Source organism: Mesorhizobium newzealandense (genome assembly GCF_042682145.1).
GTDB classification, from domain to species: domain Bacteria; phylum Pseudomonadota; class Alphaproteobacteria; order Rhizobiales; family Rhizobiaceae; genus Mesorhizobium; species Mesorhizobium newzealandense.
In genome coordinates, this window is sequence record NZ_JBHUGZ010000001.1 from 618,714 (window position 1) to 632,011 (window position 13,298).

Here is a 13,298-nt window from a genome sequence, read left to right on the forward strand (position 1 = left end):
GTTCAAATACCTCAAAAAAATCAATGACGCGGGGACATTGCCCAGCATTCGGCTTCGAGTCTATCGTCGCAACATAACCAGCGCTTCGAAAAAAAGTGACTATGACGACTTCTGCAAACTGGGCTTTGTACGCGACCTTTCTGTCCGTGATGCATCAGGGAAGCCTGTCCGCAGCCGCGCGTGCGCTTGGTACCGCTCAGCCCACAGTCAGGAAGCAGATTGCCGAGCTCGAAGCTGCCTTGGGCTGCGTCTTGTTCACCAGATCCAAGGCAGGCCTGGCGCCAACCGAGGCAGCTCACGCGGCCTACCCTTTCGCCGAGACAATGGCCGCTACCGCCAATGCCCTCGCCCGCTCGATCTCGGGCCAGGAGCACGACGAAAACGGGGTGGTCCGTATTACCTGCAGCGAGGTTGTCGGAGTGGAGGTGCTGCCTCCTATTCTCGCTCGGTTGGCCCGTGCACATCCGGGCATTCACTATGAGATATCGCCGACCGATCGCGCTGAAGATATGTTGCAGCGCGACGCCGACGTAGCGATCCGCATGTTTCGACCGCGCGAGTCTGCTTTGATCGCCAGGCGAGCATGCACGATCGAACTCGGTCTGTTCGCCAGCGAGAGCTATCTGGCCGAACATCCCCTACCAGACAGCTTTGAGAGCCTGCTGGCGAACCATCGCCTGATCGGCGATGATCGCGGCCAAGTGCTTATTGCCGCGCTCGAACGGCAGGACGCGAGGCTAACCAGGAAAGACATTTCGTGGCGAACCGATAGTGGGCTGGCGCAATTGGCAGCCGTCCGCGCCGGGTTTGGTGTGGGGCCATCTCAAGTCCCCCTGGCCGGATTGACCAACCCGCCCCTGCGCCGCGTACTGCCTTGGCTGCGTGCGGATATGGAGGCCTGGGTCGTCATGCATGAAGATCTGAAGGCGGTTCACAGGGTCCGGCTGGTGTTCGACGCCCTGTCGAAGGGCCTGGCGATTTATGCACGGACCTGGGGAATGCAGCGGTCGTCGAAGAGCTATATGGACGATACGACGCGTTTTCCACGCTGATCGAACAGATGAATCTGGGCCAGATCAGGCGCCAGGAAAACCCGTTGGCCGGGAACCACATGGGCGCGTTCGCGCACCAATGCGCTTAACGTGTTTCGGCCGGCGGTCGTGACAACAAGGGTTTCCGATCCGGTCGGCTCAACCACCTCGACCACGGCCGGCACGCCACTGTCCGAGAGCCTGAGATGTTCCGGCCTGATGCCGTAGGACACCGCCGTCCCGGTGTGTCCTGCCTGTTGCAGCGGAAAGGCCGTTCCATCTGCGGCCACGAAGCTGTCCGATGCCGCATGGCCCTCCAGGATGTTCATCGATGGCGAACCGATGAACTGGGCGACGAACAGATTGGCGGGGCGGTCATAAAGGTCCAGAGGCGCACCGAATTGCTCGACGACGCCGCCATTCATGACGACGATCTTGTCGGCCATGGTCATGGCTTCGACCTGATCATGGGTGACGTAAACGATCGTCGTTCCCAGGCGCCGGTGCAGTGCCTTGATCTCCGTGCGCATCTGCACGCGCAGCTTGGCGTCGAGATTGGAGAGCGGTTCGTCGAACAGAAAGACCTTGGGGTCGCGCACGATGGCGCGGCCCATGGCGACACGCTGGCGCTGGCCGCCGGAAAGCTGGCGCGGATAGCGGTCGAGCAGATCCTGCAGTCCGAGGATCGCCGAAGCCCGTGTGATCTTGTTCTCGATCTCGTGCCTGTCCGTCTTCTTCAGGGTCAGTGCGAAGGTCATATTCTCCCGCACCGTCATGTGCGGGTAGAGCGCGTAGTTCTGAAACACCATGGCTATGTCGCGCGACTTCGGAGCGACGTCGTTGATGACCTTGCCATCGAGCGCGATCTCGCCCCCGCTGATGTCCTCCAGGCCGGCGATCATTCTGAGCAAGGTCGACTTGCCGCAGCCGGAAGGCCCGACGAGAATAACGAACTCGCCCGACGTTATTTCCACCGACACGCCATGAATGACCCCTGCCTTTCCATAGGCCTTCTCAACGCCGGTGATCGTGACTGCGCTCATGTTGTCAGACGCTCCATCGCTTCCGTTCGTGTCAGCAAGCATTCGTCAGAAGGAGACCTTGTCGCCGCCCTTGAGCTGCAGAATTTGCCGCGCCTCATCAGGCGTGGCGACAGAGGCGCCGAGCCCTTCGATGATCTGGCGCACCTTGCGCACCTGTTCGGCGTTGGATTTCGCCAGCTGTCCCTTGCCGATCCACAGCGAGTCCTCCAGCCCGACGCGCACATTGCCGCCGAGCGCGATGGCCTGCGTGGCGATGGGCAACTGGCTGCGTCCGGCGCCCAGCACCGACCAGCGATAGTCGTGGCCGAAAAGGCGGTCGGCCGTGCGCTTCATATGCGCCACATCTTCGGGGTGGGTGCCGATGCCGCCCAGGATGCCGAACACGCTCTGAACGAAGAACGGCGCCTTGACCAAGCCGCGCTCGACGAAATGGGCGAGCGTGTAGAGATGGCCGATGTCGTAGCACTCGATCTCGAAACGGGTGCCGTTGTCGGCGCAGATGCGCAATATGTGCTCGATGTCGCCAAAAGTGTTGCGGAAGATGCGGTCGCGCGAGCCCTCGAGATAGGGCTGCTCCCAATCGTGCTGGAAAGTCTTGAACCGCTCAAGCATCGGGAACAGAGCGAAATTCATTGAGCCCATATTGAGCGAGGCGACTTCCGGCGCAAAGACCTTGGCCGGCTTGACCCGCTCCTCGACGCTCATCGTTGCGGCGCCGCCGGTGGTGATGTTCACCACGCAGTCGGAGCGCTGCTTGATCACCTGAAGGAAGGGCGCGAATGCCTCAGTCGACTGATCGGGCCGGCCGTCGACGGGGTTGCGCGCATGAAGATGGACGATGGCGGCACCGGCCTCCGCCGCCTCGATCGCCGCCGTGGCGATTTCCTGCGCAGTCACGGGCAGATGCGGCGACATCGACGGCGTGTGGATCGACCCTGTTACTGCACAGGAGATGATGATCTTGTTCTGGTTTGCCATTTCAGCAAGTCCTCAATTGCGCGTCTGAATTCTGGTCAGGCATCACCGCAACGACCGGCTGCCGCTTTTCAAAGGTCATGCCTATTTGACCGCGCCTTGCGTGATGCCGGAAATGAACTGCTTCGACAGCACGATGTAGACCAGTGTGATCGGCAGCGCGGCCAGCGTCAGTCCGGTGAACAGCACGCCCCAGTCGGTGGTGAACTCGCCGACGAACACGGTCAGGCCCTGCGGCAGGGTCTTCAGATTGTCGGAAGTGATCAGCACCAGCGGGAAGAAGAAGTCGTTCCAGATCGGCACTGCGTTCTGGATTGCCACGATGACCAGCGCCGGCCGCGCCAGCGGCAACATGATCGAGCGCATGATGCGAAATTCACTGGCGCCGTCCATGCGTGCGGATTCTTCCAGCTCGCGCGGCAAGGTGCGCAGGAAGCCGGTCATGATGAAGACGGCAGAGGGAATGCCCATGGCGACATAGACGAGGACGAGGCCGAGATAGCTGTCGACCAGGCCCAGCGAATCCAGCTGGATGAACAGCGGAATGATCGCCAGCTTCAACGGCACGGTCATGCCGCTGAGGAAGAACATCAGCACCAGCGCGCTAAAACGGAACTGGTAGCGGGCTATGGCATAGGCGGCAAGCGTGCTGAACAGGAGGATCAGCACGACCGATGCCGTGGTGATGCCGACCGAATTGGCGAGGTAGCGCACGAAATTGGTCTGCGTCCACACCTTGTCCATGTTGGCGGTCGAGAAATGCGTCGGCAGTGCCAGCGGCGAGGAAAAGATCTCGGCATTGGTCTTGAACGACGACATCACCATGACGAACAGCGGATAGATCATGATGACGGCATTGACCGCCAGCAACAGCTGGATGACGCCGTTCTTGAACAGCTCGCCCTTGGCCGTCATGTTCCAGCCTCGGCGGAAGCGTGGGTTGTGGTCACGGCGGCGCTCACAGTTCGATCTCGCGGCGGCGCAGATAGCGCAGCGCCAGCGCTGTGACCCCGGCGACGAACAGGAACATCAGCACCGCCAGCGCGCTGCCCTGGCCGAAATCCTGGATGCCGGTGGTCGTGCTGCCGAAGGCAGTGCGGTAGAAATAGAGGCCAAGCACGTCGGTCGAGCCGCCCGGCGAGCCGGTCAGTCCGGCCATGACATAGGGAATCTCGAACCAGTTGAAGCTGCCGATGAAGGTCAGGATGGTGACGATGGTGACGCTCGGCGCAATCAGCGGCCAGACTATCTTGCGCATCAGCACGTAGTCGCCGGCGCCGTCGAGGCGGGCGGCCTCCAGCACTTCCTTGCTGACCCGCTGCATGCCGGCCAGAAGCACCAAAGTGGGGAAACCCAGCCAGTGCCAGATATTGGCGAACAGGATACTGCCGAGCGCCGTGTGCTCATTGCCGAGCCAGGGAATGGCGCTGAAACCGACCAGTCCCAGGATCTGGTTGACCAGGCCGAACAGCGGATGCAGGAACAGCTTCCACAGGAAGCCGACGATGACCGCCGACAGCACCACCGGGAGGAAGACGATGACCTGGTGGACACGACACCCGGGCAAGGCCTTCAACAGTGCGTAGGCGAGCAGGAAGGCGGTGCCATTCTCGAACACCATCAGCGCCACGAAGGCGATGACATTGTGCTTCAGCGCATTGTAGGTCCAGTCGCTGTAAGGTGTTTCGAACAGCACCTCGCGGAAGTTCTCGAACCCGATGAAGCCCGAGGGCCGCAGGCCGTTGAACTCATAGAAGGCGAAGCGGAAGGCCGAGAGCAGCGGCCACAGCACGAAAAGCACCATGACCACCAGAGCCGGCGTCAGCAGCGATGCGATCCAGAGCGACCGGCGCCACGGAAAGGCTTTTGCGGTGTGGCGCCGGCCGTTGGTCATCTCACTTGCCCTGGAAAGGCTTGTACCACTTGGCGAGGCCGTCGGTCAGGTCGGCGGCCAGTTGGTCCGGGGTGATCGAACCCGACATCATCTTGGTGATGTCGCCCTGCAGCAGCTCCGATCCCGTCGGCTTTTCGAAACGGAAGTAGACGACATTGATATGCGGCATTGCGGTCTCGTTCAACTTGGCGACATGCGACAGAAGCTCGTCCTTGATGACGACGCCCTTGATCGGCGAAATGTTGCCGAGCAGGGCCGAAAACTTGTCGCCAAACTCCTTGGTGCCCATCCAGTTGACCAGCTTGAGCGCCGCCTCCTTGTTGGGCGACTTGGCGTTGACCGCATAGCCGCCGTCGAAGAACTTGGTGACCTGAGGCGTGTCGCCGGCCTTGGCCATGGGCGGGGCGATGAAGTCCATGTTGATGGCCGGATTCTGCGTCCTGTAGGTGGCGATGTCGAAGCTGCCGCCCGCCAGCATCGCTGCCTTGCCGCTGATGAACAGCTGGCCGGCGGTTTCGTAGTCGATGCCTTCGAAGCCGTCGGGCATGTAGTCGCGCAGTTCGAGCAGTTTGCCGAGTGCCGCGACATAACGCGGGTCCTTGAAGGTGGTCTTGCCGCTGGTCAGGTCGCTGACAAAGTCCGGGCCGAGGAAGGGGTTGGTGAAGATGGCCACGAACATCTCGTTGAACCAGCTGGTGCCCATGCCGTTGGCCAAGGGATAAATGCCCTTTTCCTTCAGCGCCTTGCTGACGGTGACGAACTCGTCCCAGGTGGTCGGCGGGTTCAGCCCGGCCTTGGCGAAGACATCCTTGTTGATAAACAGGCCAAGCGTCTGTGAGGCGAAGGGCAGAGAATAGACCTTCTTGTCGGCGCGGTAGGTGCCGGCCACCAGCGCATCGGCGGGCTGGTTGGCGAGCGAGGGCACGGTGGTCATGTCCTGCGGTTCGAAATAGCCGGCTTTCACGAACTGCTCCAGCCAGCCATAGGCGTGGGTGTGGATGACGTCGCCGCCCTTGCCGGCGGCCAGAGCCGTCGAGACGATGGTCGGATAATTCTCGTCCGGGAACGACTCGAACTTCACATGGATGTCCGGGTTGGCTTTGGTGAAATCGGCGAAAAGTTCATTGTAGGCTGCCTTGTCTTCCTGGCGCCAGGTCCAGAACGAGATGTCCGTGGCATGCGCCACGCCTGCTGCGAGTCCCCATGCGAAAGACGCGGCCGCCAGGGCGAGACCAATCCTTCTCCTGCTCATGTTGCAATCTCCCATGCGCTTGATGCGCTTTTCACGACGATTATCAAATCATAGTTCTTGCCGTCTGGGAAGATAGTTTGTAAAGTTTCCTAACTAACGTGATTTAAGCGAAGGCGACCCGCCTCGCCAGCCTGCAGGGTGAGTGTCCGTGAACCAGAAACTGTTGGCCGGCGTGGATATCGGCGGCACCAAGACGCGCATCATGGCAAGCCGTGGCAGCCTGACGATGGTCGACGAGACGATCGTCACCGATGGCTGGCGCATTCGCCAGATGGAGGCCGATGCGGTGAAGCTTGCCGGTATAGTCATCGATCTGTGCGGCGGCTCGGCCCCCGACGCCATGGCCGTCGGCGCCCATGGCTGCGACACGGACGAACAATGCCGGCGTTTTCAGGCGCTGTTGTCGCAGCAGACGGGCGGCAAGGTACAAGTGGTAAACGACGCGGAACTGATGGTTCCCGCCGCCGGCTATGTCGACGGCGTCGGTGTTGTTGCGGGGACGGGATCGATCGCAGTGGCGCGGACAGCCGAGGGCAGGATGCTGGCTGCCGGAGGCTGGGGATGGATCCTAGGTGATGAAGGCAGTGCGGCGGCGCTGGTGCGCGAGGCAGCCAAGGCGATACGCGGCGTGCTCGATCGCGGCCAGGATGGCGACCCGCTGATTGGCGCGCTGATGCGCGAACTCGACACGGACGACCAGACCAAGCTTGGCATTCTGCTCAACGAGACGCGGGGCGCCGCGATATGGGGCCGCTATGCCAATGCCGTTTTCGACGCCGCGGTCGCGGGCTCTCCGCTGGCGATCCGTGTCATCAGGGAAGGTGGAGCGGGGCTTGCCGCACTCGTCGAAGTGCTGATTGAACGCGGCGCCAATGCGGCGCTGGTCGTCGCCGGAGGCGGCGTCATCGCCGAGCAGCCCATGCTGATGAAGGCCTTTGTCGAGGCGATGGCATCGATTTCGCCCAGCAGTCAGGTGGTGCTGTTGCGCGAGCCGCCGGTGATCGGCGCCGTGGCGATCGCCAGACGCCTCGTCGCGGCCAGCGGTGGGGCCTCGCAGAGCAACGCATCGACAGTGGAGCATGAATGATGATGAAGCGTATCGGCTACCGGGCAGCTGTCGCGCGACAGGCCGAGAGTCTTGAAGCGGGCGTGCGGGCGGTTGCCGGCGCACTCGAGGCCCTGGCCCTTGCCGATTTCAGCGGCAAGGTGATTGGCTTTGCCGGCATCGGCGCCAGTTATCAGGCGGCGTTGGCGGGCGCGACCTATCTGCGGGCTTCTGGCACCAAGGCCTTCGCCTATTCGCCGACGGAACTTTACGGCAGGACCGGTGCCGCAGCCGAGGCTTTCGTTGCACTCTCGGCATCGGGGCAGAGCCGCGAGATCGCCGATGTCATGGAGGAGGCCAGGGCCTATCCTCGTCTCGCCATCTGTCGCGGCAGCGACAATCCGTTGACCGCCATAACCGGCGCGGCAATCGCCACGGCATCGGGCGCCGACAACGGCGCCAGCTCGACAGGCTACACCGGCACATTGCTGGCGCTGGGCATGCTGATCGACAGGATTGCCGGCAGCAAGCCGCCCTTCGCCTGGAAGCGGCTGCCACCAGTGGCCGCCACCGTGCTGGACGGTATAGGCATTCCTGCCGGACAGGCCGCCCGCTTGCTCGCGGGCCGAACCTCGATCGATATCGTCGGAGCAGGCATCGGATTTGCGAATGCCGGCGAGGCGGCCATCTTGATCCGCGAGGCGGTTCGGATTCCCGCATCCGGTTGGGATACGCTGAACTACCTGCACGGTCCGATGGAATCACAGGATCCGACCACTGGCCTCATTGTTTTCGGCGATGGCCGCGAAGTGCAGATCGCGCGCGATGTCGCCGCCTTCGGCTGTCCTTCTGTTCTTATCACACACCGAACGGACATCGCGCCGCGGGACAAGCTCTTTGTCATCTCCATTCCGACGCTTGGCAATGCCATGGCAGACTGCATTCTGGAGATCATCGCCCTGCAGGCGATCGTTGGCGAGATGCAGGACGAGGCCAGCCTGACCGACATAACATTCCGCTACCGCCAGGCCGACACCAAGCTGAAGCCTTGGTCGCCAACCGAGCTCTAGAGTCTCACAAGGATGGCTGGTATCCGGCGCGGTTGACGCCTGGCCGGGCACGTTCGCAGAAATTGTCAAAACACCGCACAATGAACTCGGCTTTGTTGATTCGTGATTTCAACGTCGAATTGCGACCAGACGCATCGGCGTTTCAGGGTGGGTTGAACACCGCTTATGGCTTCACCAGAAATTCCCAGTCTGACTGAAAGTGCCCGCGCCGTCCTGCGCGTGCTCGCTTCACATGGACCGGTCACGCGGCCCAAGCTTGGCGCGATGCTTGACCTGTCGAAGCCGACCATGTCGGCAGCCGTGTCGGAACTCAGCGCGCTGGGGCTCGTTGCCTCGCGCGGGATCGAGCGCGGCGCCATCGGGCGTACGGCCACTGTCTATGGCATCGGCCCGGGCGCCGGATGCGTGATCGGCATAGACGTGGGCGCAGCACAGGTGCGTGCCGTTGCGTATTCAATGGATGCCCAGCCGCTGGCCGCGCTGGAAGAGACGATCCCGGAGGCCGGAGCAGCATATCCAGATGTCGTAGGTGCCGTGATCCTGTCGGTGACGAGGTCGATCCTGGCAAAGGTTGGAAAGAGCTTCCGCGTGCTGCGCAGCATCGCCGTTGCCGTGCCGCGTATTGTATCCCCCAGCCGTCTTGGCATGGACCACGTGAACGGTCCCGATGCTGTTCTTCGAGAGCTTCGCCGCCATTTCAAGGTGCCGATCATCCTCGAAAACAACGTCAACTGCGCCGCCATTGGCGAAATGCATTTTGGCGCCGCCCAAGGCCATCAGACATTTGCCTTTCTGCAAGTCGGCGTGCGGGTCGGTCTTGGGTTCATCACCGAAGGCCGCCTGTTCCGCGGAGCTGGTGGTGCCGCAGGAGAAGTCGGCCGCATGCCTTTTCCCTGGTCTCCGAGCGAGACGCCCTCTCGCGAAGGGCTGGAGCATTATCTTGGCTCGAAAGCTCTCGTTTCCCGTTGCCGGCAAGACTGGCCGGCCGATCAGGGCGAGCCGCCCGACTCAGCCAAGGAGTTGTTTGAGCGAGCAATAGCCGGATCGCCGCCTGCCCTCCTGTCGGTGGCGCGCCACGCCGCCGACATCGGCCGGCTGGCGGCCGGGTGCATAGGTGTGCTCGATCCGGGATTGATAGTGCTTGGCGGCGGCGTCGGACGAAATGCGTTGATGACAGCCGAGGTCGAGCGCGTCGCCAGCGAACTTGCCTGGCCCACGAGGATCGCGGTCAGCTCGCTGGAGGATAGCGGAACGGCGCTTGGCGCCACCAAGCTTGCGCTGGATTACAGCCTTGGGCTTCTCTTGCGCGAGGATCGCCATCCGGCCGTGGTTTTACCGCCGCTGCCAGCCGCATAGGATTCGGACGGATCATCGATACCGACGCGCGCCGGCTGGCCGTCCAGAGACCGCCATGCTGTATGTGCATGAAGGACGATTGCGCAATCTGGTGAATACGCGGGCGCGCGAACGTCGCGGCGGCGTCAATCAAGGTGCCACGGCGGTCGCGGCGTGAATGCCGCAACCAGGAAATCGATCATGGCCCGGACCTTCGCGGGTGGGGAGCGGTCGGGCGAGTAGACCAGGTGTATGCCGCCGAGGTCCGCGGCCGGCTGATCGAGCTTGATCTCTTCCAGCAGGCCTTGCCGGATTGCATCCGCGACGATGAATTGCGGCTCGTAAAGGACACCCAGGCCGGTGCCAGCGGCCGCGACGAGCGCGTCCCCATTGTTGGCTCGCAGCGTGCCCTTGACGGCAACGCTGCGCTCCCGGTTCCGCCCGAAAAACCATTCATCGGGCCTTGCGAAGTTCGTGAATGCAAATCCCAGGCAGTTGTGCTGCTGAAGGTCCGTCCAGAGTCCGGGGCGGCCGTGCTTGGCCCAATACGCGGGCGCCGCGCAGACGATCATCGTGCTGTCGGCGAGCTTTCTGGAAATCAGGCGGCTGTCCTTCAGATGCCCGACGCGGATCGTGAGATCCCAGCCTTCGCCCATGAGGTCGACCACGCGGTCATTCAGGCCGAGATCAACCATGACCTTGGGGTGCGTTTCGGTGAAAGCCGGGATCAGCGGCGCCAGATAGCGTACGCCGAACGATAGCGGAGCGTTCAGCCGCAGAAGCCCGGTCGCCTCGACGCGCTGCGAAGCGATCAGCGCCTCCACTTCGTCAAGCTCCGGCAGCAGGCGACTGCAGAGCTCAAGATATTGCTGCCCGGGTTCGGTGAGCGTGAGCTTCCGCGTGCTTCTGTGAAACAGCCTGACGCCGAGCCGCGCTTCCAGGGCGTCGAGATGTTTCGTCGCCATGCCGGGAGACAGGTCCATCTGCCGGGCCGCAGCCGAAATACTGCCGGCATGAGCCGAGCGGGAGAACACCTGCATTCCGGTGATGCGATCGAGCATGGCTATTTCTTACCACTAGTATGAAGTGAACCAATTGCTCAGTATATTATCAACTGTGGGGGAAAACCATATCTTGCCTGAAACGAGCTTCCACGAGGCAAGTCGATGAACCTGAACCAACCAACACCGCCAGTATCCGCAAACCTGAGGATGTCGCGACGCGACTTCATTGCCGCAGCGTCTGTCGCCGGCTTGCTTCCCGCCGTGACCGGGACGACTTTAGCCGATACCACCCAGTCAGCCTCCACCATGTGGGCGCCGGCAAAGGCGCTCGACGCCGCTATGGACGACGCCGTCGCTTCCGGCCGGATCGTTGGCACGAGCGTCGTGGCGGCCCAGAACGGCAACATCGTCTATCAGCGTGCGGCGGGCTTTAAAGACAGGGAAGCACGTGAACCGGCAGGCATTGACGACGTCTTCCGGCTCGCCTCGATGACCAAGCCAATCGTCTGTGTGACGGCTCTGGCGCTGGTCGACGCCGGCAGGCTCACCATAGACGATCCCGTCACCCGCTGGCTGCCTGACTTCCGCCCGAAGCTGACCGACGGTCGGCAACCGATCATCACCATTCGGCATTTGCTCACACATACGGCCGGACTCGGCTACGGCTTCCTCGAGCCGGAGGACGGATCGTATCACCGCCTCAAGATCTCGGACGGTCTGGACAGGTCCGGCCTCTCGCTTGGGGAGAATGTCGCGCGCATCGCCTCGGCGCCTTTGCTCTTCGAGCCCGGAACAGCCTGGCACTACTCCGTGGCGATCGACGTCCTCGGTGCGGTAATCGAACAGGTGACGGGAACGACCCTTGCCCAAGCCGTGCGAGCCATCGTGACCGGCCCGCTCGGCATGACCAGCGTGGACTTCATCGCCTCGGCAGCCCGACCACCGGCCACGCCCTATGGCGACGCCTCGCCCGAGCCCGTGCGGATGACCGAACCCTTCACCCTGAAATTCGGCCGCAGCGGCATCGTCTATTCGCCGGCCCGCGCTTTCGACGAGGCAGCATTCTTCTCAGGCGGGGTCGGCATGGTGGGCACGGCCCACGACTATCTGCGCTTTGCCGAGGCGATGCGCACCGGCGGCCCGGGCATCATCCGCCCCGAAACCGTTGCCGCAATGACCCAAAACGCCATCGGCGATCTGCAGGTAAGTGCCGGGCCTGGCTTCGGTTGGGGGCTCGGTGTCCAGATTCTTCTGGACCCGGCCAAGGCGGGATCGCCCGTCACAGCCGGTGCCTGGAACTGGTCCGGCGTCTACGGCACCAATTTCTGGGTCGATCCGGCAAAGGCGACCTCCGTCGTCGTCCTGACGAACACGGCTGTCGCCGGCATGACCGGCGAGTTCCCGCTGGCGATCCGACGCGCCGTCTATGCGGCGTGACCGCGGTTCCAATCTGCTGCACCGACAATCAAGGAAGAATTCCATGAAGGCTTACCAGATCAAGGCCGGAGACGGGCTCGCCGGCCTGCGCAGCATTGAGCGGCCGAGCACGGATCTCACGGCCAATCAGGTGCGTGTGCGCATTGCCGCCGCGGCGATGAATTATCGCGATCTCAGCTTCGCGAACGGCCAGTTCCACAACTCGCCGGGCCATCCGCTCGTTCCGCTGGTCGATGGCTGCGGCGAAGTGGTCGAGGTCGGCTCGGGAGTGACGCGGTTCAAGTCAGGCAACAAGGTGATCACCAGCTACTACCCACGCTGGATCGATGGCGCCATTTCGCCTCTCAAGACTGCCGTATCGTTTGGCGCGCAGGTCGATGGCACTCTCGCCGAGGAGGTCGTCGCAAGCGATGAGGCGTTTGTTACGGCACCTCTTGGCCTTGCCCCCATCGAGGCCTCAACGCTCCCCTGCGCTGGCGTCACGGCCTGGAACGCTCTCTTTGTCGCGGGCAGCGCCAAGCCGGGCTCGAGTGTCCTTCTGCTGGGCACCGGCGGAGTTTCCCTTTGGGCACTGATGTTGGCCAAGGCTGCCGGGCTATCCGCCATCGTCGCATCGTCCTCGGACGACAAGCTGGAGCGGGCGCGCGCACTCGGCGCCGCAGCGACGGTCAACTACCGGGTGATGCCGGAATGGCAGGACGAAGTGCTTCGTCTGACGGGAGGCGCAGGCGTGGATACCGTCGTCGAAGTCGGCGGCGAAGGCACACTGGCGCGCTCGCTCAAGGCCACGGCGCCAGGAGGAACTACAGTTGTCGTCGGCCGGGTCACCGGCAGCGGACCGGTTTCCATCGAGCCCGGCGCCCTGATCGGCGGAGCCAAACGTTTGGTCGGCATCACTGCCGGCAGCCGAGCCATGTTGGAGCAGCTTGTCCGTTTCGTCGAGGTTTCCGGCATCAGGCCCGTCATCGACCGTGTCTTTCGGTTCGATGAGGCGGCGGCCGCCTATGGCCATCTGGCGGCCAGCCAGCATTTCGGGAAGACGGTCATCGAAATCGGCTCATAGCGAGATCACCGGCGAGCCGGCCGCCGGCCGCACGCTAGTGGCTGCTGTTGGATCCGTTCGGGAGATAGTTGGGCTTTACGAATAGCCCGGACTTGGCCCGCTGTCTGGCTGCGGCCAGAGCGGCGCGCCGCCTAGCCATTTTAGGATTC

At 62.8% G+C, this 13,298-nt stretch carries 12 protein-coding genes; 6 read left to right on the top strand and 6 right to left on the bottom strand.

The annotated features are described in order from the left end of the window. Positions 1-101 precede the first annotated feature (101 nt). A complete protein-coding gene (locus ACFSOZ_RS02710; RefSeq protein ID WP_379093345.1) occupies positions 102-1,052 on the top strand; it encodes a LysR family transcriptional regulator in 951 nt (316 codons plus the stop codon). Here ACFSOZ_RS02710 and ACFSOZ_RS02715 read toward each other — a convergent pair. The 5 genes from ACFSOZ_RS02715 to ACFSOZ_RS02735 all read right to left on the bottom strand — a co-directional run bounded on the left by ACFSOZ_RS02715 (position 1,019) and on the right by ACFSOZ_RS02735 (position 6,195). Continuing rightward, the gene (locus ACFSOZ_RS02715; RefSeq protein ID WP_379093348.1) at positions 1,019-2,074 is read right to left on the bottom strand and encodes an ABC transporter ATP-binding protein; all 1,056 of its coding nucleotides are present in this window, start codon (positions 2,072-2,074) and stop codon (positions 1,019-1,021) included. The genes ACFSOZ_RS02710 and ACFSOZ_RS02715 overlap by 34 nt on opposite strands. Before the next feature lie 45 nt (positions 2,075-2,119). Continuing rightward, positions 2,120-3,052, bottom strand: a complete 933-nt coding sequence (gene kce / locus ACFSOZ_RS02720; protein ID WP_379093351.1) for a 3,5-dioxohexanoate:acetyl-CoA acetone transferase — start codon at positions 3,050-3,052, stop codon at positions 2,120-2,122. A gap of 81 nt (positions 3,053-3,133) precedes the next feature. Next, the gene (locus ACFSOZ_RS02725) at positions 3,134-3,964 is read right to left on the bottom strand and encodes a carbohydrate ABC transporter permease (RefSeq protein ID WP_379093354.1); all 831 of its coding nucleotides are present in this window, start codon (positions 3,962-3,964) and stop codon (positions 3,134-3,136) included. Between the two features lie 43 nt (positions 3,965-4,007). After that, complete coding sequence (locus ACFSOZ_RS02730; RefSeq protein ID WP_379093357.1) at positions 4,008-4,943, bottom strand: carbohydrate ABC transporter permease; 936 nt, start codon at positions 4,941-4,943, stop codon at positions 4,008-4,010. Between the two features lies 1 nt (position 4,944). After that, positions 4,945-6,195: an extracellular solute-binding protein gene (locus ACFSOZ_RS02735; RefSeq protein ID WP_379093360.1), complete on the bottom strand. Its 1,251-nt coding sequence runs from the start codon at positions 6,193-6,195 to the stop codon at positions 4,945-4,947. A 148-nt stretch (positions 6,196-6,343) separates the two neighbouring features. Between ACFSOZ_RS02735 and ACFSOZ_RS02740 the strand changes: the two genes are divergently transcribed. From ACFSOZ_RS02740 to ACFSOZ_RS02750, 3 genes are all read left to right on the top strand, one after another. Beyond that, positions 6,344-7,282 (top strand): BadF/BadG/BcrA/BcrD ATPase family protein, encoded by a 939-nt coding sequence (locus tag ACFSOZ_RS02740; RefSeq protein WP_379093363.1) that lies wholly within the window; start codon positions 6,344-6,346, stop codon positions 7,280-7,282. Then, entirely contained in the window at positions 7,282-8,310 is a 1,029-nt protein-coding gene (locus ACFSOZ_RS02745) for an SIS domain-containing protein (protein WP_379093366.1), read from the top strand. Before ACFSOZ_RS02740 ends, ACFSOZ_RS02745 begins: the two co-directional genes overlap by 1 nt. 165 nt (positions 8,311-8,475) lie before the next feature. Further along, positions 8,476-9,666, top strand: coding sequence for an ROK family transcriptional regulator (locus ACFSOZ_RS02750; protein ID WP_379093369.1), 1,191 nt, complete (start codon positions 8,476-8,478; stop codon positions 9,664-9,666). A gap of 125 nt (positions 9,667-9,791) precedes the next feature. Here ACFSOZ_RS02750 and ACFSOZ_RS02755 read toward each other — a convergent pair whose 3' ends face one another. Then, entirely contained in the window at positions 9,792-10,706 is a 915-nt protein-coding gene (locus ACFSOZ_RS02755; protein ID WP_379093372.1) for a LysR family transcriptional regulator, read from the bottom strand. A 150-nt stretch (positions 10,707-10,856) separates the two neighbouring features. Between ACFSOZ_RS02755 and ACFSOZ_RS02760 the strand changes: the two genes are divergently transcribed. Together ACFSOZ_RS02760 and ACFSOZ_RS02765 are read left to right on the top strand one after the other, a co-directional pair. Continuing rightward, positions 10,857-12,086 carry a serine hydrolase domain-containing protein gene (locus ACFSOZ_RS02760; protein WP_379093375.1) on the top strand — a complete coding sequence of 410 codons (1,230 nt, stop codon included), beginning with the start codon at positions 10,857-10,859 and terminating at the stop codon, positions 12,084-12,086. Positions 12,087-12,129: 43 nt separating this feature from the next. After that, on the top strand, positions 12,130-13,149 hold the full coding sequence (locus tag ACFSOZ_RS02765; protein ID WP_379093378.1) for a zinc-dependent alcohol dehydrogenase family protein: 1,020 nt from the start codon (positions 12,130-12,132) through the stop codon (positions 13,147-13,149). Positions 13,150-13,298 lie beyond the last annotated feature (149 nt).